We start from the raw sequence: 18,744 nt of genomic DNA, 5'->3' as shown, positions 1-18,744 counted from the left end.
CATCAAACTTGGAAAAATTTAAGCTTCAAATAAATCACAAATTTCAAAACGAAAAGCCCAAGCAATAAACTTTTACAAAGTTTAAAAAGGTATAATTAAGCTTTGAAATTTAAAATAAGGTTTATCATAATGACTTATTTAGAAATACAAGGCTCCCAAAAACTTCAAGGTGAAGTTATAATAAGTGGTGCAAAAAATGCCGCTTTACCCCTAATCGCTTCTAGCATACTTGCAAAAAATGAAGTTAAAATAAATAATGTTCCTAATGTTGCAGACATTAAAACACTCATTTCTTTGCTTGAAAATTTAGGCGCAAAAACTGACTTTAAAGAAAATACAGCATATTTAGATACATCAACACTTGATAAAACCGTGGCTAAATATGATATCGTGCGTAAAATGCGCGCTTCTATCCTTACTTTAGGACCCTTGCTTGCTCGTTTTAATCATTGTGAAGTTTCATTGCCTGGAGGATGTGCTATAGGACAAAGACCTATCGATTTACACCTAAGTGCTTTAGAAAAAATGGGTGCAAATATAGAAATAAAACAAGGTTATGTCGTAGCAAGTGGAAATTTAAAAGGAGCTCAAATTCTTTTTGATAAAATTACCGTTACAGGCAGCGAAAATATCATTATGGCAGCAGCTTTAGCTAAGGGAAAAACTAAGCTTGTAAATGTTGCCAAAGAGCCTGAAGTCGTGCAGCTTTGTGAAGTTTTAGCCAAGGCTGGGCTTGATATAAAAGGCATAGGCACAGATGAGCTTGAAATTTATGGCACAGATAAAGAACTTTTGGATTTTAAAGAATTTAGTGTGATTCCTGATAGGATTGAAGCGGGAACTTATTTGTGTGCAGGAGCTATTACAAATTCTAAAATCACACTTAAAAAAGTAAATGCCGAGCATTTAGGAGCGGTTTTAGCAAAACTCCATCAAATGGGTTTTGAAACTTTGGTAGACAATGATAATATCACCTTATTTCCTGCAAAAGAAATCAAAGCTACGGAGATCATGACTAGTGAATATCCTGGTTTTCCAACCGATATGCAAGCACAATTTATGGCTTTAGCCCTAATGGCAAAGGGTACAAGCATCATCGATGAAAGACTTTTTGAAAATCGCTTTATGCATGTAAGCGAGCTTTTAAGAATGGGTGCGGATATTAAATTAAATGGGCATATTGCTACTATAGTGGGTGGTAAAGAATTAAATGCTGCAGATGTTATGGCTACGGATTTGCGTGCTTCTTCGGCTTTGATTTTAGCAGCACTTGTGGCTAAGGGCACAAGTAGAATACATAGAATTTATCATCTTGATCGTGGTTATGAAAAATTAGAAGAAAAATTTAAAGCCTTAGGCGCTAAAATCACAAGGCTTGAAGAATGAAAAACATTTTTCAAACTTTAGCGCATTTACAAGATCAAATTAAGGCTCTTAATGAGTTTGAATTAATCAGTCTTGAAGAAGCTAAAGATAGGGTTTTGGCTAAAGATCTCTATGCTGTAAAAAATTTACCTAGCTTTGATAATGCTGCGCTTGATGGCTATGCTTTTAATTATGCGGATGTAAATCAAGCTTTAGATATAAAAGGTACGATTTTAGCTGGAGATAAAAACACTTATGAGATCTATAAAAATGAGTGTTTTAAGATCATGACAGGTGCAAAAATGCCCAAAAATGCCGATACTATTTTAATGATAGAAGATGAGTGTATAGAAGAAGGCAAGCTTGTCATCAAAAAGCCACCTAAACAATACAACGCTTATCGTTATAAGGGCGAAGAATTAAAAAAAGATGAGCTTTTGCTAAAAAAAGGCACAAGGCTTAATGCTAGACATATCGCTCTGCTCTCTTCTCAAGGGCTTTATAAAATAGAAGTTGTAAGAAAAATTCGTATTGGAATTTTTTCAAGTGGAGATGAGTTAAAAGAACCTTGGCAAGATTGTGATGAGGAAAATATCTATAATGCTAATGCTTTGCCTTTGCTTGCTTTATTTAAAGATTGCGCTACAAGTTATCTTGGTATTATTAAAGATGATTTTAATGCAACTAAAAAAGCTTTAGAAAATGCTAATTTTGATCTTTTAATCACTTCAGGTGGTGCGAGTGTAGGAGAAGCTGATTTTATGGAAAAGGCTTTAAATGAATTAGGCTTTACTCCACTTTTTAAGGGTTTAAAAGCACGCCCTGCAAGACCAACTAAGCTTTACCAAAAAGATAAAACTTTAGTATTGATTTTACCAGGAAATCCTATGGCAGCTTATCTTTCTGCTTTTATCTTTGCTAGAAAAATCATCGCTTTACTTTACGGGAATTTAGAAAATCCTTTACAAATTCAAGCTTTTATGGGGAGTGATTTAAAAGTAAAAAGTGGAAGAAATAATCTTATCTTAGGGTATTTAGAAAAGGGTATTTTTTATCCTTTTAATGATAATAAATTTGGTTCAGGGATGATACTGCCTCTGATTCAAAGCGAATTTTTACTCATCAGTGAAGAAGAAAAAGTAGATTTTCAAAAAGATGAAAGAATCATGCTTTTTAAACTTTAATATATTAAGATGGTTATTTTAAAAAGTGGATTTATTTTAAAAGATATTTTAGATAAATGAAAAGAAAAATAAATTTGTGAAGTATGGAGCGGGAAACGAGATTCGAACTCGCGACCCCAACCTTGGCAAGGTTGTGCTCTACCCCTGAGCTATTCCCGCAATTTGAAGTCAAATTATAATAAATTTTAATAATTTTTGTCAATAAATTTCATATTTTATTGATAAAAATTTATAGATTTTCACTTTTTTCCAAAACTTCAAAATATTCGCTTTCTACTTTTTCTAATTCTTTTTGTGCTTGTTCTAGCTCTTCATAAAGAGTGTTTATACCTATTTCTTGATATACGCTTGGGTTTGAAAGATCGCTATTGAGTTTAGAAATTTGTTTTTCAAGCATTTCGATTTTTTCGGGATGATTTTTTAAAATTTCATTTTCTTTATAGCTTAGTTTTTTGCTACTTTTTTCTTTTTGCATACGAGTTTGCTCTTGCAAATCAAGACTTGAAACATAATCATCAAATTCTTGCATTTCTTTTTCATTTTCAAGATATTCAGTATAAAGCGTATGCAAAATATTGATCTTAGCGCCGTTCTCAAAAGCATAAAGTTTGGTAGCAATTTTATCTACAAAATATCTATCATGAGATACTAGCAAAATGGCTCCTTCAAAGCTAAGCAAGTACTCTTCTAAAATATTAATAGTCGCTATATCAAGATCATTTGTAGGCTCATCTAGGATTAAAACATCATATTCTTCTGTAAAAAGTAAAGCCAAAGCAACGCGATTTTTTTCTCCGCCACTTAAAATGGAAACGCTTTTATCTAAAAATTCTTTAGGAAATAAGAAATTTTTTAAATACCCATAAACATGCATATTTTTTCCGCGTACTTCAACCCTGTCGCCTCCATTAGGGCAAAAAATTTCAAGCAAGGTTTTATCTGAATTTACAAGACTTCTAGCTTGATCAAAATACCCTATTTTAATCTCTCCACGCTTGATCTCTCCACTATCTTGCTTTAATTCTCCTAAAAGCATTTTTAAAAAAGTAGACTTTCCACAACCATTTTTGCCTACTATAGCAATGCGTTCACCTTGTAAAATACGACTTGAAAAATCTGCAAAAAGAGCTTTTTCTCCTAAATTTTTACTTACATTTTTAAGCTCAAAAAGCATTTTTTTACGATTAGGAATTTTTTCTCCTGTAAAATTTAAAGCTGCCCTTGAAATTTCAAGCTTTAAACGCTTGATGGCACCAGGATTTTTTTTAGCTTCTTCACGCATTTTAAAAATACGCTCCTTGCGCCCTTCATTTCTTTTAAGTCTTGCTTTAACACCTCTTCTAAGCCATTCTTCCTCGCTTTTTAAATGCTTTAAAAGTGTTTCATGGCTTTTAGCTAAACTTTCTAAAATTTGAGTTTTTTTCTCTAGGTAATTCGTATAACCACCCTTAAACACACTAAGTTTACCTTGATCAACTTCTACACATTTATGCGCAATTGCATCGATGAAATATCTATCATGCGAGATAAAAATCACACACATTTTTGAATTTTTTAACAAATCCTCCAAAAAGCTTGTCATATAAACATCAAGGTGGTTTGTAGGCTCATCAAGCAATAAAATATCAGGATTTTTAAGTAAAAGTATACAAAGACCTACTCTGCGAATTTCACCACCGCTTAAAGTGCAAACCAAACGATCAGAGTAATCCAATAGGCTGAATTCTTTTAAAACACGCGTGATTTTAGCTTCGATATTCCAAGCATCTTTGCTATCGATTAAAGCAATTAAATCATCCATCTGTTTTAAATACTCTTTGTTTGTAGGCTCTTTTTCGAGTTTGCTTTGCGATGCTTCATATTCTTTTAAAGTATTATAAATTTCTTCAAGTTCGATTTTTATGGCTTCTTTAACGCTTAAATTTGCGTTAAAATCAACGGTTTGCGAAAGCATGGCTATACTTTTTCCATTTTGCCTTACCGCTCTGCCGCTATCTAGAGCTAGAGTGCCTAAAAGCGCTTTTAAAAGACTTGATTTTCCTTCTCCATTTTTTCCTATGATGGCTATTTTTTCGCCTTCATTAGCGCTAAAATTTGCCTCATTTAAAACAATTTTTTCCCCAAATTTTTTTGAAGCGTCAATTAAATCAATAAGTGCCATTTTTTTCCTTAATGAAGTTTAAAACTGAATTTAGAACCCTGCGATACAGTGCTAGAAATTTCTAAATAGCTTTTATGTATGCTTAAAATTTTTTTTACCAAAAAAAGCCCAAGTCCAAAAGAATTATTGCTCTTAGTGTCAATTTTATAAAATTTTTTCGTAATAAATTTTAATTGATTCTTTTCTATACCCTTGCCAAAATCCAAAACACTAATCTTTTGATCTTGCGCAATCAAAATAACCTCTTTTTGGCTGTATTTTAGAGCATTAGAAAGTAAGTTAATAATCACTTGCTCGATTAAAAACTCATCCGCTTTTACTCTAGTGCTTTTTCCGCGTAAAATCACTCTTTCAAAACCTGGGTTTTTAACAATTTTTTCACACAAAGTAAAAAGATCAAATTCTTGCATTTGCAAGGCTTCGTGGTTGAGATTAAAAACAAAATTAAGCTTATGTGTTAAAGCATTCAACTTTAGGCTTTGGCGTGAAATTTTTTCTAGTAATTCGTTTTTGAGTTTTTCATCTTTTAAATTCTCATCCTTAAGCATTTCTAAGCTAAGATCAATCACACTTAAAGGATTTTTAAGCTCATGAGAGATAGCAGAAATAACACTTGCTAATTGAGTATTTTTAAGAGAAATCTTATCACTTTGTTTTTTGTTTTTTTGAGTATTTTTTAAGATTTTTTCCTTTGTTTTTAAAAGTTTTTTGTTTAGTAAATTTAGCTCTTTAAAAATACTCTTTTCTAAAATAATGGGTTTTGAATCGTTGATAAAATTTAAAAATTCTAAAATTTTTTTAAAACTTTTTGCTAGTTTTCTTCCCATAAAAAATACTAAAATAAAAACAAGCATGAAATAAATCCCAAAACTTATGCTGATTTTTAGCCAAAAAATTTGCAAATTTAAAAATCTTGGATAAACAATGATCATATATTTATAGTCTTTATAGGTAAATTTTTTTACAAGAACTCTTTTTGAATTTAAATCATAAATTTTGTTTTCTTCTAAATTTAAAAATAAATCCGCATTTAAAACCGAAGAAATCTCAAAATCATCTTTCAAAATAATAAAATCCGCCCTTGTATCTTGTGCAAATTCTTTGATATTGTTAGAATTTAAATCTTCTAAAAGAGAAAATTTTAAAACATCATCAAGGCTTTTGATTTTTTGTTCGTATTGTTTTAAGAGTAAAAAATTCAAATAAGAATTTGTAAGCGTATAAAATATCACACCAAAACACAAAATCAACAAAACAAAAAAAGTTATAAAAATATTTTTAGTTTTCAACATATCTTATAACCAATGCCCCTAACGCTTATAATATGCTCTTTAAGCTTTGGAAATTTGTTTCTTAGTCTTGTTAATGCTATATTGATCGTCTTGTCACTTGTGGTATCATCTTTCCATACATTTTCACTTAAAAATTGTCGTGTCAATAAAGTATTGGGATTTTCAAAAAAACATTTTAAAAGCTCATATTCCAAATTTGAAACATCTAATTTCTCATTCTTGTAGAAAAATTCATAATTGATCAAATCCAAAGAAAAATCTTTAAAAACTAGCTTTTCTTCTTCTCTTTTGTGGCGTTTTAAAATAGCTTTAATACGAAGTAACAATTCATTAAAATCAAAAGGTTTGCACATATAATCATCGCAGCCACTCTCAAAACCTTCAAGTAAATCTTGATGCAAGGTTTTAGCGGTTAGAAAAATCACCGCTTCTTTATAACCTTGCTTTCTTAGCTCTTTAATCCTATCTAAAGAATCCCCGCTTGGAAGATTTCTATCAACTATCAAAAGATCGATTTGCTCACTATCTAGCAAATCTTCAACTCCTTTAAAATCTAACAAGGAAAAAATTTGATAATCGCAAGCCTTAAGTCTTAAACTAAGCAAATCATTTAAATCTATATCATCTTCTATGATAAGAATTTTAGATTTCGACATATTGTACAAATATACACGCCTCTAGTTGTCTTAATTCTTCTAAAACTTCTTTTTGCACTTTTTCGTCGATCAATACCACTGCTAAAGCATATCCAAAACCATCTCTACCCAATCTAAAATCAGCGATATTGATATTTTTAGATGCTAAGACAGAGCTGATTTTAGCAATAACCCCTGGGATATCTTTATTTTTGAAAATAATCATTTTTCCTTTTGGCTTGAAATCAGTTTGAAAGCCATTTAATCCAACTATGCGTTGTTCATTTTCATTAAATACAGTTCCTGAAACATTAATATTTGAATTCTCTGTGATGATTTTAACACTAAGTTTGTTGTTATAACCGCTATTTGGAAGGGTTTCGCAAGATAAATCTACACCTTTTTCTTTGGCAACAAATTCAGCATTAACATAATTTATTTTTTCACCTAAAATTCCACTTAAAGCTCCTACAGCAGCAAATGTAAGCATTGAAGTAGCATATTCGCCTATCACCCCTTCTGCTTCTAATTTAATACTTTTTATAGGATTTTTATCAATTTGAACTGCTAAAAATGCCATCTTAGAAACAAGCTCGATGTAAGGTGCTACAAAAGGTGGTAAATCCTCAGTTTTAATAGGTAAATTAAGAGCATTAGGATATGCCACACCTCTAGCCGCATTTAGGGCTTGTTCACAAGCTTCTCTTGCAATATTGTCTTGACTTTCTAGAGTATTAGCTCCAAGATGAGAGGTTACTGAAACATTTTCAAAATCTAAAAGAGGATGGTTGGTAGCAGGTTCTTTTTTGAAAACATCGATACCAAGCCAAGCTATTTTACCACTTTTTAAGCCTTCGCATAGAGCTTCTTCTGTATATAAGCCCCCGCGAGCACAATTAATAAGTCTTATACCATCTTTCATTTTTGCGATTTCATTAGCACCAATCATACCATCAGTTTCTTTAGTTTTTGGCGTATGGATGGTGATAAAATCGCTTTGAGTAAGAATTTCATCCAAACTTTTTGCTTGCTCCATATCTAAGTCTGTGATTTTAGAAGCTGAAATATATGGATCGTAGGCTAGAATTTTCATACCAAAAGCTTTGGCACGGATGGCTACACGCGAACCTATATTTCCAAAACCGATAACACCCAAGGTTTTACCCATGAGCTCTACGCCATACCACTTTTCTCTTTCCCATTTTCTTTCATTCTTTAAAAAATTATGTGCATTAACAAAACTTCTAGCAGAACTTAGAAGATGAGCCATAGTAAGCTCTACTGCAGCAATGGTATTAGCAGTTGGGACATTCATTACTATAACACCGCGTTTGGAACATTCAGGGATATCAACATTATCCACCCCTACTCCTGCGCGTATAAGAGCTTTGAGTTTTTTAGCATGATTTAAAAAATTGACATCTACATCAGTAGAACTTCTAGTAATAGCGACTTCTACATCTGCAAGCATATCCATTAACTCATTCTTTGGAACTTTAGCAGCTTCTATAAGCTCAATATCCTCAGCTTTTCTTAAAAGCTCTACACCCTTATCTAAAATTGCATCACAAACAATAATCTTTTTTTTCATAACCAAATCTCCTTCGCTTCTGTGTTAATTTTATATTTTTTAAGTTCTTTGATAATATCATCAATTAAATTTTTATTGCCCGTATCTAAAAAGATTTCAGGACTTTCGCCGGATTTTAATAAAAAATACTTCACGTTAAAAGAATTTAAAGTCTGTCTTAAACAAAACATGGAGTAAATATCATGCTTATTAACAACAAGTTGATAGTATTTGTTTTTTTCTTTAAGCTCACTAGTATCTGCATCAAAATGTAGAGTAAATTGCTCTACGGCTGGAGTAAAATCTTTACTAGGCCATTTGGCTAATTCTTCTCGCCAAGTGAGTTCTTGGGTTTGCCTTTCTTCAATCTGATGCGTATTTGTATCTTTAGCAAATTCGGGAATAAAGTTAGAATTTGCTTTAAATTTCCAAAGCAGTACAAAAACGACAATAAGCAAGATGAGTAATAAAATACTCAAAATGCTTATAGTTGCATATTTTTTCATCATTAAGCTAACTGATCTTTAATGATATCACCTAAAGTTACTTTATCGTCGCTATTGATTTCATTTAATACTTCTCGCTCTTTAATTCTAACCAAATTCTTAACACTTAGGCGAATTCTGTTTTTCTTTTCATCGATAAATGCAATTGCAGCTTCAATTTCATCACCAATTTTTAAATTCTCAAGAGTTGAAGCACTAATATCTTCTTTATGAATAAGCGCATCTACATTTTTATTGAGTTCTACAAATACTCCAAAATCTTTGATATCTCTAATTTTTCCTTTAACGATATCGCCTACTTTATGATTTTTAGCATATTCTTGAACAGGTGATTCGCTAAGTTCTTTAATGCTTAAAGAAATTTTTTGACCCTCTTCGTCGATTTTGATAATCTTAACTTTGATAATATCACCATTGTTAAATTTATCTTTACATTTTTCATTTCTGTCCCAAGATGCATCTTCATTATGCAAAAGACCCTCTACAGAACCAATTTTTACAAAAGCACCAAAAGAAGTCGTTGAAGTAACTTCTCCTTCTATCACATCACCAATTTTGTGATTTTTCATAAATTCGTCAAAAGGTTTAGAAAGTAAATTTCTTAAAGATACTCTTAAGCGTCTTTCATCTGAATTGATTTCAATAACTTCAACATCGATTTCTTGACCCTTGCTAATATAATCTTTTGGATTTTTTATATTTTTATCCCAAGAAATTTCGCTAATATGCAAAAATCCTTCTATATCGTTACCCAAATCAACAAAAGCACCATATGGCTCTATATTTGAAACAATAACCTTAATGGTATCACCCACTTCTAAGCTGTCTTTAATTTCTCCCCAAGGATCAGGTAAAGCCGCTTTGATAGAAAGGGATAAATGTTTGCGATCTTTGTCATATTTTACTACTTTGACAGGAACTTTATCTCCTTCTTTGTATAAAATACTAGGATTTACAGGTCCTTTATATGAAATTTCACTATAGTGAACAAGTCCATCAACACCACCCACATCAACAAACATACCATAAGTTGTAATTTTTTTTACAACACCTTCGATAAGCCCTTCTTGCTGAGCGATATTATTAATAAGTTCTTTGCGTTTTTTTCTTTCATCATCTAAAGTTTTCTTTCTAGATACAATAATGCTTTGCTCTTCTTTATCAACTTTGATGATTTTAACCTTAAAAGTTTTACCTATAAGATTGTTATTTTCTTTGAAGCCGTATTGTGATTTTGGTAAGAAAAATTCTACATCATCATCATTTACAACAACAAGTCCGCCTTTATTCTTTCCTACTACTTTTACTTCAAAAATATACTCATCATCTTCTTTATAATTTTGAATAAAATCGATAACTTTTTCTTTTCTTAAAGCTTTTTTGTGAGAAAGTAAAGATCTACCACCACGAGAGCCTACAACAGCAACTTTAATGCTATCACCTACTTTAAATAACAAATTAGCATTTTCATCTTGAATTTCATTTAATGCTAAAATACCTTCTGATTTTCTGCCTATATCTACATAGACTTCATCATTTTTAATCTCTACGATTACACCTTCAGTTATAGTTTCTTCTCTTGACTTGTCAAAAGCTTCTAAAAGCTGCCCAAAGTCTTCATCTTCAAGATAGTCCTCTAAATTGTTTTGAACTTTTTTGTTCACCTCGCTCATCATGGTCCTTTTGAAAAAAAATTAAAATTTGACTGATTTTACCTTATTTTTCTTTAATTAGTGTTAAGAATTTTAATTTTTATTAATTTTTTTTAAATTGTAGTTTTATTTACTTTTTGAAAAAATAAAATATCACAATTTTAGCACTTAAACGATTCTATTTTGGCTATAACTTTTTTAATAATCCAATCAGGCGTACTAGCTCCAGCGCTAATTCCGCAATGTGTTTTATTTAAAAACCATTCTTTTTGCAATTCTTCTTCGGTTTCGATCAAATAGCTATCTTCGCAGTTTGCCTTAGCTATTAAAAAAAGTTGTTTGGTATTGGCTGAATTTTTACCTCCGACAACTACCATCACATCACTTTTGACAGAAAGTTCTTTAATAGCATCTTGATTTTTAAAAGTTGCGTCACAAATTGTATTAAAAACTCTTACTTCTTTAACCCTAAGAATTAAAAAATTAACTATTTCCATAAAATGTTCAGGTTTTTTAGTCGTTTGACTTACAACTGCTATTTTATTAGGTAATTTAATATTTTCAAGATCTTTTTTATCTAAAACTACATAAGCTTTTGTGGCTACATAGCTTCTTACACCCTTAACTTCAGGATGATTTTCATCGCCAAAAATTACCACATCGTAGCCTTCTGCACTCATTTGTTCACAAATTTGCTGTGGTTTGGTTACAAAAGGACAAGTTGCATCAAAAATTTCAATATCTTTCTTTTTAAGCTCTTCTAAATCTTGCTTAGTAATTCCATGTGTTCTTATAATGGCTTTTTTTTCATCACTTAAAGCTCTTATGTTCTCTAAGGTTTTAACATTGAAATTCTTTTGCAAGCGAGCAATTTCTTCATTATTATGGATAAGCGGCCCTATGGTTGCCGCATCTTTAATTTGTTCAGCTTTTTTAATTGCTCTTTTTACACCAAAACAAAAGCCATAATTTTTAGCTAATTCAATAATCAATCCTAGCTCCTATTTTTGTAAGAATATCCATAAAGTTAGGAAAAGAAGTTTTAATACACTCACTTTCATCAATCTCCATTCCGCAAAGTAAGCCTAAAATCGCAAAACTCATGGCAATACGGTGATCCCCATAGCTTTTTATTTTAGCTTTTTTGATTTGAGAGCCTTCGATTTCAAAACCATCTTCAAGTTCTTTAGCATTTACTCCACAAAGTTTTAAATTTTCAACCGTAGCAGCAATTCTATCGCTTTCTTTTACCCGAAGTTCTTTAGCATTGATGAGTTTAGATTTACCCTTTGCTAAAGCAAATGCTATAGCTAAAGCGGGTGCTTCATCTATAAGCCAAGCTATATTTTCTTTAACTTCTACTGCTTTTAACTCGCTTGAGCTTGCATGAATTTCGCCTATGGTTTCAAAATCATTTTGTGTAATTTTTATTTCAAGTTTTGCACCCATTTTTTGCAAAATTTTGTAAGCCTCAATACGTGTAGGATTGAGTAAAATATTTTTTAAAACTACTTTAGAATTAGGTAAAATAATCGCAGCTAAAGCAAAATAAAAAGCCGAAGAAGGATCGTTAGGTATAAGAATATCTTGAGCTTTTAAAGCTTGATTTAAAGGAGAAATTTCAAGGCTTAAATAATCATCACTGATTTTTAAAGGTGCATTCATAGCTTTTAGCATGTTTTCACTATGATTTCTACTTAAAGATATCTCGCTAAATTTGGAAGTTTTATCCGCTCTAAAAGCAGATAAAATCATAGCTGTTTTAACTTGAGCTGAAGAAATTTCACTTTTATAATCAAAAGCTTTTAGTTTTTGTCCTTCTATACAAAGTGGAGCTAAATTTGCTTGTTCTCTGCCGTAAATTTTTGCACCAATTTCACTTAAAGGTTTACAAATTCTTTTCATGGGGCGATTGTTAAGATATTTATCGCCACTTAAAACAAAAAAGCCTGAAACACCCGCTAAAAATCCTATCATCAAACGCATTGCAGTGCCTGAATTTCCGCATTCTAAAACACAATTAGGAGAAAGTATCTCACTAGGCGGCATAATACTTACACTAGAACCTTCTCGCTTTACTTTAGCTCCTAAATTTTCTATTATTTTCAGAGTATTTAAAGTATCTTCAGCTAAAAGATAATTTTTAGCCCTATTTTCACTTTGGGTTAAAAGTGAAAAAATAGCAAAACGATGAGATATGCTTTTATCTGCTGCTATATCAGAAATTTCAGTATTAAAAGATTCTAAGGCATTTATTTTCATCTTAATTCAAGCCCCATTTCTTTAAAGCTTTGTAAAATTTTATCCATATGTTCTGCAACTTGAGCCTCTTCTAAGGTTTTATTCATATCTCTAAAAACAAATTTAAGAGTTAAACTATAAGAATTTTCAAGGTTTGCGTCGCTATACAAATCAACCAAGCGGAAATTTTCTAAATTTTCTAAATCTAATTCTTCTATGCAATTTTTAATTTTTTCATATTCAAAACCCTTAGGTATAAGTATGCTAAGATCTCTGCTAATGCTTGGGAATTTAGAATAAGGTTTAGCCAATTTAAAATGATGTTTAATCAAATTTAAATCAAGTTCGCAAATATATGTTTTTAGCAAATCTCTTTCGTTTTCTATTTTTAAATGCAAGCGACCTGCAAAACCTATTTTTAAATCTTTTAAGTAAATATCAGCTTGCTCGTAAGGACTTAAAATATCATGCTTTGAAGCTTTTAATTTAAAATCTCCTATGATATTTTTAAGATCTAAAAGAAAATCATAAAAATTTACCAATTCAGGCTTTGCTTTATTCGAAATTTTAGGCTCTTCCTGATAGCCTGAATGTACAAAAGCTATATGATTGAGTTCTTCATTATTAGTTCCAAAAACTACTCCAAGTTCAAAAAGCTTAATAATCTTTTTAGAATTTTTCGCATTTAAACTTGCTGCGTTTAAAAGATGGTTTAAAAGCGTTGTTCTTAGAGTGTTTAACTCTGCAGTAATTGGATTGATAAGTTTTAATTTTATAGGATTAAAACCAAGAGATTTTAGCTCCTCTTCATTATCTAAAACATAATGCAAACTTTCAAAATATCCGTTAGCTACCGCTTTTTTTCTAAGTTCTACTAGCTCTTTATAATTTTTATAAGTGGAATTTAAACGATTTTTTTCTACAAATTCCAAACCTTTTGAAGCGATATTATCAATACCTATAATACGCACTACTTCTTCACAAATATCAGCTAGATTTTTTATATCAGGGCGATGCATAGGGGCTTTAACATTAACAAGTCCATCAGCGGAAATTATAAGTTCAAAACCTAGTTTTTTAAGAATTTTTAAAACTTCATCCTTATCGATTTCTTGACCTATAGTCTTATTAATGCTTTCAATACTGATTGCTATGTTAGACAATTCCTTATTTGTTATAATTTGTTGTGAGGAGCTATAAATAATCAAATTTGGATTTTTTTCTAAAACGCTCAATAAAAAATCCATACCTAAATTCAATTTAGGCTCACTTCCTCTAAAACTTCTATAAATAGTTTGCTCATCTTGCTTTTTATAAGCCATTTTTGCATCTGCAATAATCATTGGATCAGTATAATTTGCCTCGATGATGATTATCTTAGAATCTTCTTTGCATTTAAATTTTTCTTCTTGGTAAATTCCGCTTACACTAAGAAGTTCATCTTGGTAAGAAATTTTAGTCTCACCCCGTGTTTCTTTGACTAAGCTAAAAGTAAATTCTTCATTTTCCTTATAAAAAGAATTGAGATCATAAGCATTAAAGAGTACACCCGTAGAGTGTGTTGCGTAATTTAATAAATTTTCTATAGGGTTTTTTCCAAAATTTTCTATTTGTGCCAATCTTAAACTAATGAGTAGATTGGTTTGAATTTTTTCTTTTAATTCTATAGCTCTGTAATTATAAAGACTGTTTAATTCTTTTTCAGCACTCAAGCGTAAAATACGACCTATGCCTAAAACATTTTCCCCTTCTTTAAAAGGTGGTTTTTCTTTTAAGTTTAAATTCAAAGCCACTGCTAAATCGCGTGCTATACCATAAATACTAAGACAATCTCCCCTATTTGGAGTTAATTCAACTTCGATCAAACCATCATTAAAAATTTCATAGGAATTTAAAGCTTTTCCAAGCTCTAATTTGCCTATACTATCGTCTAAAAGCATAATGCCATCATTGATTTTTTCAAAGCCTAATTCTGTGCTAGAACAAAGCATACCGCAAGAATCTACTCCTCGTAATTTAGCCTCTTTGATCTCCATACCATTTGGCATTAAAGCACCTTTTAAGGCCACTGCGACAAATTGCCCTTGTGCGACATTTTGGGCTCCGCAAACTATTTGCAAGATTTCATTTCCAACATCAACTTGACAAATGCTTAATTTGTCAGAATTTTCATGCTTTACTTTTTCTTTGACAAAACCCACTACGATTTTATCCGGCACTTTTAAGGTGCAAATTTTATCTACTTCTATACCTATAGAATTTAATGTATGCGCTATATCATCTAAACTTTTATCTTCAAAATCTAACCAATCATTTAACCAACTTTTAGTAATTATCATCTAAATTGCTCCAATAGTCTTAAATCACCTTCAAATAAAGATCTTAGATCAGGAATTTGATGTAAAAGCATTGCAAAGCGTTCTACACCAAGACCAAAAGCATAGCCACTTACATCTTTATAACCTACAAAATTAAATACATTAGGATCTACAACCCCGCATCCTAAAACCTCAAGCCAACCCGTTTGCTTACAAACCCTACATCCACAACCCTTGCAAAATACACACGAAATATCAACTTCTGCTGATGGTTCTGTAAATGGGAAAAAACTAGGACGAAAACGCACTTTTACATCTCCAAACATATAACGCAAAAAGTCCTCTAAAATACTTTTTAAATTTGCAAAACTTACTCTTTGCCCTTCTTCTACTACAAGCCCTTCTACTTGATGAAACATAGGAGTATGGGTGATATCAAAATCTCTTCTAAAAACTGCTCCTGGAGCTATCATTCTAATGGGTGGTTTTTGTGCAAGCATGGTTCGAATCTGCACAGGAGAAGTTTGAGTTCTTAAAAGTCTTTTATCGTCAAAATAAAAAGTATCTTGCATATCTCTTGCCGGATGAGATTTTGGTAAATTTAAAGCTTCAAAATTATGAAAATCATCTTCTATTAAAGGGCCTTTTTCTATGCTAAAATTTAAATTTACAAAATACTCTATAATTCTATCCATAGTACTCATAACAGGATGTAAAGCACCATTTGTAGGACTTTCATCAAAATAGTTAAAATCAAGAGCATCTTGCTTCATTTTTTCTTCTAAAGCAAGATTTTCCAAAATTTTAAATTTTGATAAATAAGCCTCATTAAAAGCATCTTTTTGAGAATTTAATTTAGCTGCAAATTCTTTCTTTTCTTCGCCCGCTAAATCTTTTAGTTTTGCAAAACTCTCTGTTAAGATACCTTTTTTTCCAAGGACAGCAACTCGAAGAGCCTCTAAGTCATTTAAATTTTTACATTCTTGAATTTGTTCGATAAAATTTTGCAATTTTCTACCTTAATAAGTTATTTTTAGTTTTAATTTTATTAAAAACTATTTTAAATTCAGCATAAAAACTAAAGTTTAAAGATATAATTGTATAAAATTAACACTAAAGAAGGATAAATAATGAAAGAAAAAACTGTTTTTGAACTCATTGTTGAAGGAAAAATTCCTTGCAATAAAGTACTTGAAAATAATGATTTTTTAGCTTTTCATGATATAGCTCCTAAGGCGCCCATTCATATACTTATTATCCCGAAAAAACATTTTAAAGATTTTCAAGAATTTGATCCTAAGCTTATGGAAAAAATGACAAGTTTTATACAAGAATTGGCTGTACTTTTAGGAGTGGATAAAAGTGGATATCGCTTGGTAACAAATTGTGGCAAAAACAGCGGTCAAGAAGTTTTTCATCTACATTTTCATATGTTGGGTGGCTTTAGACTTCCTAAAGAAAAAGATGAGAATGAAAATCCTCAAGCTTTATTTTAATTTATGATAGTGTTTTTTACACTATCATAACAAAATGCTTATTTTGTTAAAGGAATAAGCAAACCTTCATATAATGAATTATAAATTTCATCACCGCATAGTTGCTTTGCAAGCTCTAATCCAAATAAAATAGCCGTTGCAGGACCTGCACTTGTAATAACATTTTTATTTACAACTACAGCTTTATTCACTCTATTTCCTTGAAGACCTGTTTCGCAACTTGGATAGCAAGTAAATTCACCCTCTAAAACTCCAGCAGCATTTAATACTATAGGAGAAGCACAAATTGCAGAAACAATCTTGCCTTCACTGTGTAGTTTTTTAATAATACTTAAAATTTCATTTGAATTTTTAAGATTATTCATACCATCAAAACCACCCGCCAAGGCTATTGCATCGAGATTTTTAGTGTCTACAGCTTCTAAAGAACAATCCGCTTTTATGCTGATCCCATTTGCACCTTTTACCAAAAGTTCATTATCCAAAGAAGCGATAATAACTTCCAAATTCCCACTTAATTCCGCAGCTCTTTTTAATACATCTGCTATACCTATAAACTCAGCTTCTTCAAATCCTTGAGCCAAAGGAATCAATACTTTTTTACTCATTTTTTTCTCTCCTTATTTTTAAATTTTTCTTCCCGAATTTTAGCTTTTTCATTCATTTGATAGTTAAATCCCACTATCAAAAATATCATAAAAAGCACAAAAGCTACGATTAAAATAAAATCTAAAACTATCATATCGCAAAACCTTTTTTAAAATTCTATCATATTATTACAAATCTTTAAAGAAAAATCAAACGATAATTTTATAGAATTTAAGTTAAAAATTTTTGAATAAAGGTTAAGATTTGAATCAAAAAAATATAAGAATATTTGTATTTTTCGCCATCATTCTTTTTTGGGGATATTTTTCTTTTCCTATTGAAATTTTACAAATTAAAGAAGCGGATGGGGCTATAAATTACGGATACACTCCAAATGCGCAAGCTTACATAAAAAGTTATTTTATCACTCTTTTACTTACTGCTTGCTCGGCAATTATTGGTGTAGTTGTTGGTTTTAGTCTTGCTATCTTGCGCTTTTCTAAAATTAAAGTCTTAAATTTTATCATAGATGAATATATTGATATTATAAGAGGAACCCCTGTAATATTACAACTTATGATTTTTGCTTTTGTAATTTTTACTTTTATTGATAATCTTTATGCAGCAATATTTGCCCTAGGGCTTAATAGCTCTGCTTATATAGCAGAAATCGTAAGAAGCGGGATTAATAGTGTCGATAAAGGACAAATGGAAGCAGCGCGTGCTATGGGGCTTGATTATAAAACTTCAATGAAAGAAATTATATTACCACAAGCGACCAAAAACATTTTACCCGCTTTGGCTAATGAATTTATTTCTTTGTTTAAAGAAACTTCCGTGGTTGGATTTATAAGCGTTATTGATATTACTATGCAAAGCCAAAGCCTTCAAGCGGTATTATACAATCCAAAACCTCTTATTTTTACAGGACTTGTGTATTATGTAAGTGTAAAAATTTTTAGTTATTTTGCTAAAAAACTTGAGTTAAGGATGAGCAAAAATGATTGAGATTAAAAATTTAAATAAAAAATATGGAAATTTAGAAGTTATTAAAAATATCAGCACCAAAATTTCCAAAGGCGATATTATATCCATCATAGGTCCAAGTGGGGGTGGAAAAAGTACTTTTTTGCGTTGTATTAACCGCTTGGAACTTGCAGACAGTGGAGAAATTCTTATCAAAGGACGCAATATCTTAGATGAACAAACTGATATTAATAAAATTCGTCAAAAAGTCAGCATGGTATTTCAACATTTTAATCTTTTTGCCAATAAAAATGTATTGCAAAACTTATGCTTAGCCCCAGTAAAAACAGGAATCTTAAGCGAAGATGAAGCTATAAATAAAGCTGAAATTTTACTTAAAAAAGTAGGATTATCCGATAAAAAAGAGGTAATACCGCACAAACTTTCAGGCGGACAAAAGCAACGCATTGCCATAGCAAGAAGTTTGATGATGAATCCTGATGTAATTTTATTTGATGAGCCTACTTCAGCACTTGATCCTGAAATGATAGGAGAAGTTTTAAGTATCATGAAGGATTTGGCCGCTGAAGGGCTTACTATGATAGTAGTTACTCATGAAATGGGTTTTGCCAGAAATGTCGCTAATCGCATTTTTTTCATGAATAAAGGAGAACTTGCAGTGGATGCAAGCCCTAAAGAAGTATTTGAAAATCCAAAAAATGAAAGATTGAAAGAATTTTTAAATAAGGTTTTAAATCACTAAAAAGCCT

The 18,744-nt window shown here is 31.0% G+C and carries 17 protein-coding genes and 1 tRNA gene; 5 read left to right on the top strand and 13 right to left on the bottom strand.

The window, feature by feature from the left end; genetic code table 11:
- Positions 1-129 precede the first annotated feature (129 nt).
- Positions 130-1,386: a UDP-N-acetylglucosamine 1-carboxyvinyltransferase gene (gene murA / locus FOC43_RS03045; RefSeq protein ID WP_002776956.1), complete on the top strand. Its 1,257-nt coding sequence runs from the start codon at positions 130-132 to the stop codon at positions 1,384-1,386.
- On the top strand, positions 1,383-2,549 hold the full coding sequence (locus tag FOC43_RS03040) for a molybdopterin molybdotransferase MoeA (protein WP_002803654.1): 1,167 nt from the start codon (positions 1,383-1,385) through the stop codon (positions 2,547-2,549). The genes murA and FOC43_RS03040 overlap by 4 nt, the downstream gene beginning before the upstream one ends.
- An 84-nt stretch (positions 2,550-2,633) precedes the next feature.
- Here FOC43_RS03040 and FOC43_RS03035 read toward each other — a convergent pair.
- The 11 genes from FOC43_RS03035 to pheS form a co-directional block, all read right to left on the bottom strand.
- Positions 2,634-2,708: transfer RNA gene (locus FOC43_RS03035), tRNA-Gly, on the bottom strand.
- Positions 2,709-2,778: 70 nt separating this feature from the next.
- Positions 2,779-4,710, bottom strand: coding sequence for a ribosomal protection-like ABC-F family protein (gene abc-f / locus FOC43_RS03030; RefSeq protein WP_002784331.1), 1,932 nt, complete (start codon positions 4,708-4,710; stop codon positions 2,779-2,781).
- Positions 4,711-4,718: 8 nt separating this feature from the next.
- Positions 4,719-6,002: a sensor histidine kinase gene (locus FOC43_RS03025; protein ID WP_002792457.1), complete on the bottom strand. Its 1,284-nt coding sequence runs from the start codon at positions 6,000-6,002 to the stop codon at positions 4,719-4,721.
- A complete protein-coding gene (locus FOC43_RS03020) occupies positions 5,996-6,658 on the bottom strand; it encodes a response regulator transcription factor (protein WP_002776972.1) in 663 nt (220 codons plus the stop codon). Before FOC43_RS03020 ends, FOC43_RS03025 begins: the two co-directional genes overlap by 7 nt.
- Positions 6,645-8,228 (bottom strand): phosphoglycerate dehydrogenase, encoded by a 1,584-nt coding sequence (gene serA / locus FOC43_RS03015; RefSeq protein ID WP_002781748.1) that lies wholly within the window; start codon positions 8,226-8,228, stop codon positions 6,645-6,647. The genes FOC43_RS03020 and serA overlap by 14 nt, the downstream gene beginning before the upstream one ends.
- The gene (locus FOC43_RS03010) at positions 8,225-8,713 is read right to left on the bottom strand and encodes a hypothetical protein (RefSeq protein ID WP_002776976.1); all 489 of its coding nucleotides are present in this window, start codon (positions 8,711-8,713) and stop codon (positions 8,225-8,227) included. Before FOC43_RS03010 ends, serA begins: the two co-directional genes overlap by 4 nt.
- Positions 8,714-8,715: 2 nt before the next feature.
- Complete coding sequence (locus FOC43_RS03005; protein WP_002776978.1) at positions 8,716-10,386, bottom strand: 30S ribosomal protein S1; 1,671 nt, start codon at positions 10,384-10,386, stop codon at positions 8,716-8,718.
- A gap of 140 nt (positions 10,387-10,526) precedes the next feature.
- Positions 10,527-11,357: a 4-hydroxy-3-methylbut-2-enyl diphosphate reductase gene (locus tag FOC43_RS03000; protein WP_002781744.1), complete on the bottom strand. Its 831-nt coding sequence runs from the start codon at positions 11,355-11,357 to the stop codon at positions 10,527-10,529.
- Entirely contained in the window at positions 11,347-12,627 is a 1,281-nt protein-coding gene (gene aroA, locus FOC43_RS02995; RefSeq protein WP_002776983.1) for a 3-phosphoshikimate 1-carboxyvinyltransferase, read from the bottom strand. Before aroA ends, FOC43_RS03000 begins: the two co-directional genes overlap by 11 nt.
- Entirely contained in the window at positions 12,624-14,945 is a 2,322-nt protein-coding gene (gene pheT, locus FOC43_RS02990; protein ID WP_002790557.1) for a phenylalanine--tRNA ligase subunit beta, read from the bottom strand. The genes aroA and pheT overlap by 4 nt, the downstream gene beginning before the upstream one ends.
- Positions 14,942-15,934: a phenylalanine--tRNA ligase subunit alpha gene (pheS, locus tag FOC43_RS02985; RefSeq protein WP_002776986.1), complete on the bottom strand. Its 993-nt coding sequence runs from the start codon at positions 15,932-15,934 to the stop codon at positions 14,942-14,944. The genes pheT and pheS overlap by 4 nt, the downstream gene beginning before the upstream one ends.
- A 120-nt stretch (positions 15,935-16,054) precedes the next feature.
- Between pheS and FOC43_RS02980 the strand changes: the two genes are divergently transcribed.
- Positions 16,055-16,420, top strand: a complete 366-nt coding sequence (locus tag FOC43_RS02980; protein WP_002776987.1) for a histidine triad nucleotide-binding protein — start codon at positions 16,055-16,057, stop codon at positions 16,418-16,420.
- A 38-nt stretch (positions 16,421-16,458) separates the two neighbouring features.
- On the opposite strand, the gene FOC43_RS02975 is transcribed toward FOC43_RS02980, so the two are convergent.
- Both FOC43_RS02975 and FOC43_RS08845 read right to left on the bottom strand, forming a co-directional pair.
- On the bottom strand, positions 16,459-17,028 hold the full coding sequence (locus tag FOC43_RS02975) for a DJ-1 family glyoxalase III (RefSeq protein ID WP_002776988.1): 570 nt from the start codon (positions 17,026-17,028) through the stop codon (positions 16,459-16,461).
- Positions 17,025-17,162 carry a hypothetical protein gene (locus tag FOC43_RS08845; protein WP_002776989.1) on the bottom strand — a complete coding sequence of 46 codons (138 nt, stop codon included), beginning with the start codon at positions 17,160-17,162 and terminating at the stop codon, positions 17,025-17,027. Before FOC43_RS08845 ends, FOC43_RS02975 begins: the two co-directional genes overlap by 4 nt.
- Before the next feature lie 110 nt (positions 17,163-17,272).
- Between FOC43_RS08845 and FOC43_RS02970 the strand changes: the two genes are divergently transcribed.
- Both FOC43_RS02970 and FOC43_RS02965 read left to right on the top strand, forming a co-directional pair.
- On the top strand, positions 17,273-18,016 hold the full coding sequence (locus tag FOC43_RS02970; RefSeq protein ID WP_002776991.1) for an amino acid ABC transporter permease: 744 nt from the start codon (positions 17,273-17,275) through the stop codon (positions 18,014-18,016).
- On the top strand, positions 18,009-18,737 hold the full coding sequence (locus FOC43_RS02965; RefSeq protein ID WP_002776993.1) for an amino acid ABC transporter ATP-binding protein: 729 nt from the start codon (positions 18,009-18,011) through the stop codon (positions 18,735-18,737). The genes FOC43_RS02970 and FOC43_RS02965 overlap by 8 nt, the downstream gene beginning before the upstream one ends.
- Positions 18,738-18,744 lie beyond the last annotated feature (7 nt).

This window comes from Campylobacter coli (assembly GCF_009730395.1).
Taxonomy (GTDB): Bacteria; Campylobacterota; Campylobacteria; order Campylobacterales; family Campylobacteraceae; genus Campylobacter_D; species Campylobacter_D coli.
Note: the sequence above shows the minus strand (reverse complement) of the source record. Positions and strands in the feature narration are given on the sequence as shown.

Coding starts and splice junctions, on each gene's coding strand:
- murA (WP_002776956.1), top strand. CDS start 130: ATGACTTATTTAGAAATACAAGGCTCCCAAAAACTTCAAGGTGAAGTT.
- FOC43_RS03025 (WP_002792457.1), bottom strand. CDS start 6,002: ATGTTGAAAACTAAAAATATTTTTATAACTTTTTTTGTTTTGTTGATT.
- FOC43_RS03020 (WP_002776972.1), bottom strand. CDS start 6,658: ATGTCGAAATCTAAAATTCTTATCATAGAAGATGATATAGATTTAAAT.
- serA (WP_002781748.1), bottom strand. CDS start 8,228: ATGAAAAAAAAGATTATTGTTTGTGATGCAATTTTAGATAAGGGTGTA.
- FOC43_RS03010 (WP_002776976.1), bottom strand. CDS start 8,713: ATGAAAAAATATGCAACTATAAGCATTTTGAGTATTTTATTACTCATC.
- abc-f (WP_002784331.1), bottom strand. CDS start 4,710: ATGGCACTTATTGATTTAATTGACGCTTCAAAAAAATTTGGGGAAAAA.
- FOC43_RS08845 (WP_002776989.1), bottom strand. CDS start 17,162: ATGATAGTTTTAGATTTTATTTTAATCGTAGCTTTTGTGCTTTTTATG.
- pheT (WP_002790557.1), bottom strand. CDS start 14,945: ATGATAATTACTAAAAGTTGGTTAAATGATTGGTTAGATTTTGAAGAT.
- FOC43_RS02975 (WP_002776988.1), bottom strand. CDS start 17,028: ATGAGTAAAAAAGTATTGATTCCTTTGGCTCAAGGATTTGAAGAAGCT.
- FOC43_RS03005 (WP_002776978.1), bottom strand. CDS start 10,386: ATGAGCGAGGTGAACAAAAAAGTTCAAAACAATTTAGAGGACTATCTT.
- aroA (WP_002776983.1), bottom strand. CDS start 12,627: ATGAAAATAAATGCCTTAGAATCTTTTAATACTGAAATTTCTGATATA.
- FOC43_RS03040 (WP_002803654.1), top strand. CDS start 1,383: ATGAAAAACATTTTTCAAACTTTAGCGCATTTACAAGATCAAATTAAG.
- FOC43_RS02980 (WP_002776987.1), top strand. CDS start 16,055: ATGAAAGAAAAAACTGTTTTTGAACTCATTGTTGAAGGAAAAATTCCT.
- FOC43_RS02965 (WP_002776993.1), top strand. CDS start 18,009: ATGATTGAGATTAAAAATTTAAATAAAAAATATGGAAATTTAGAAGTT.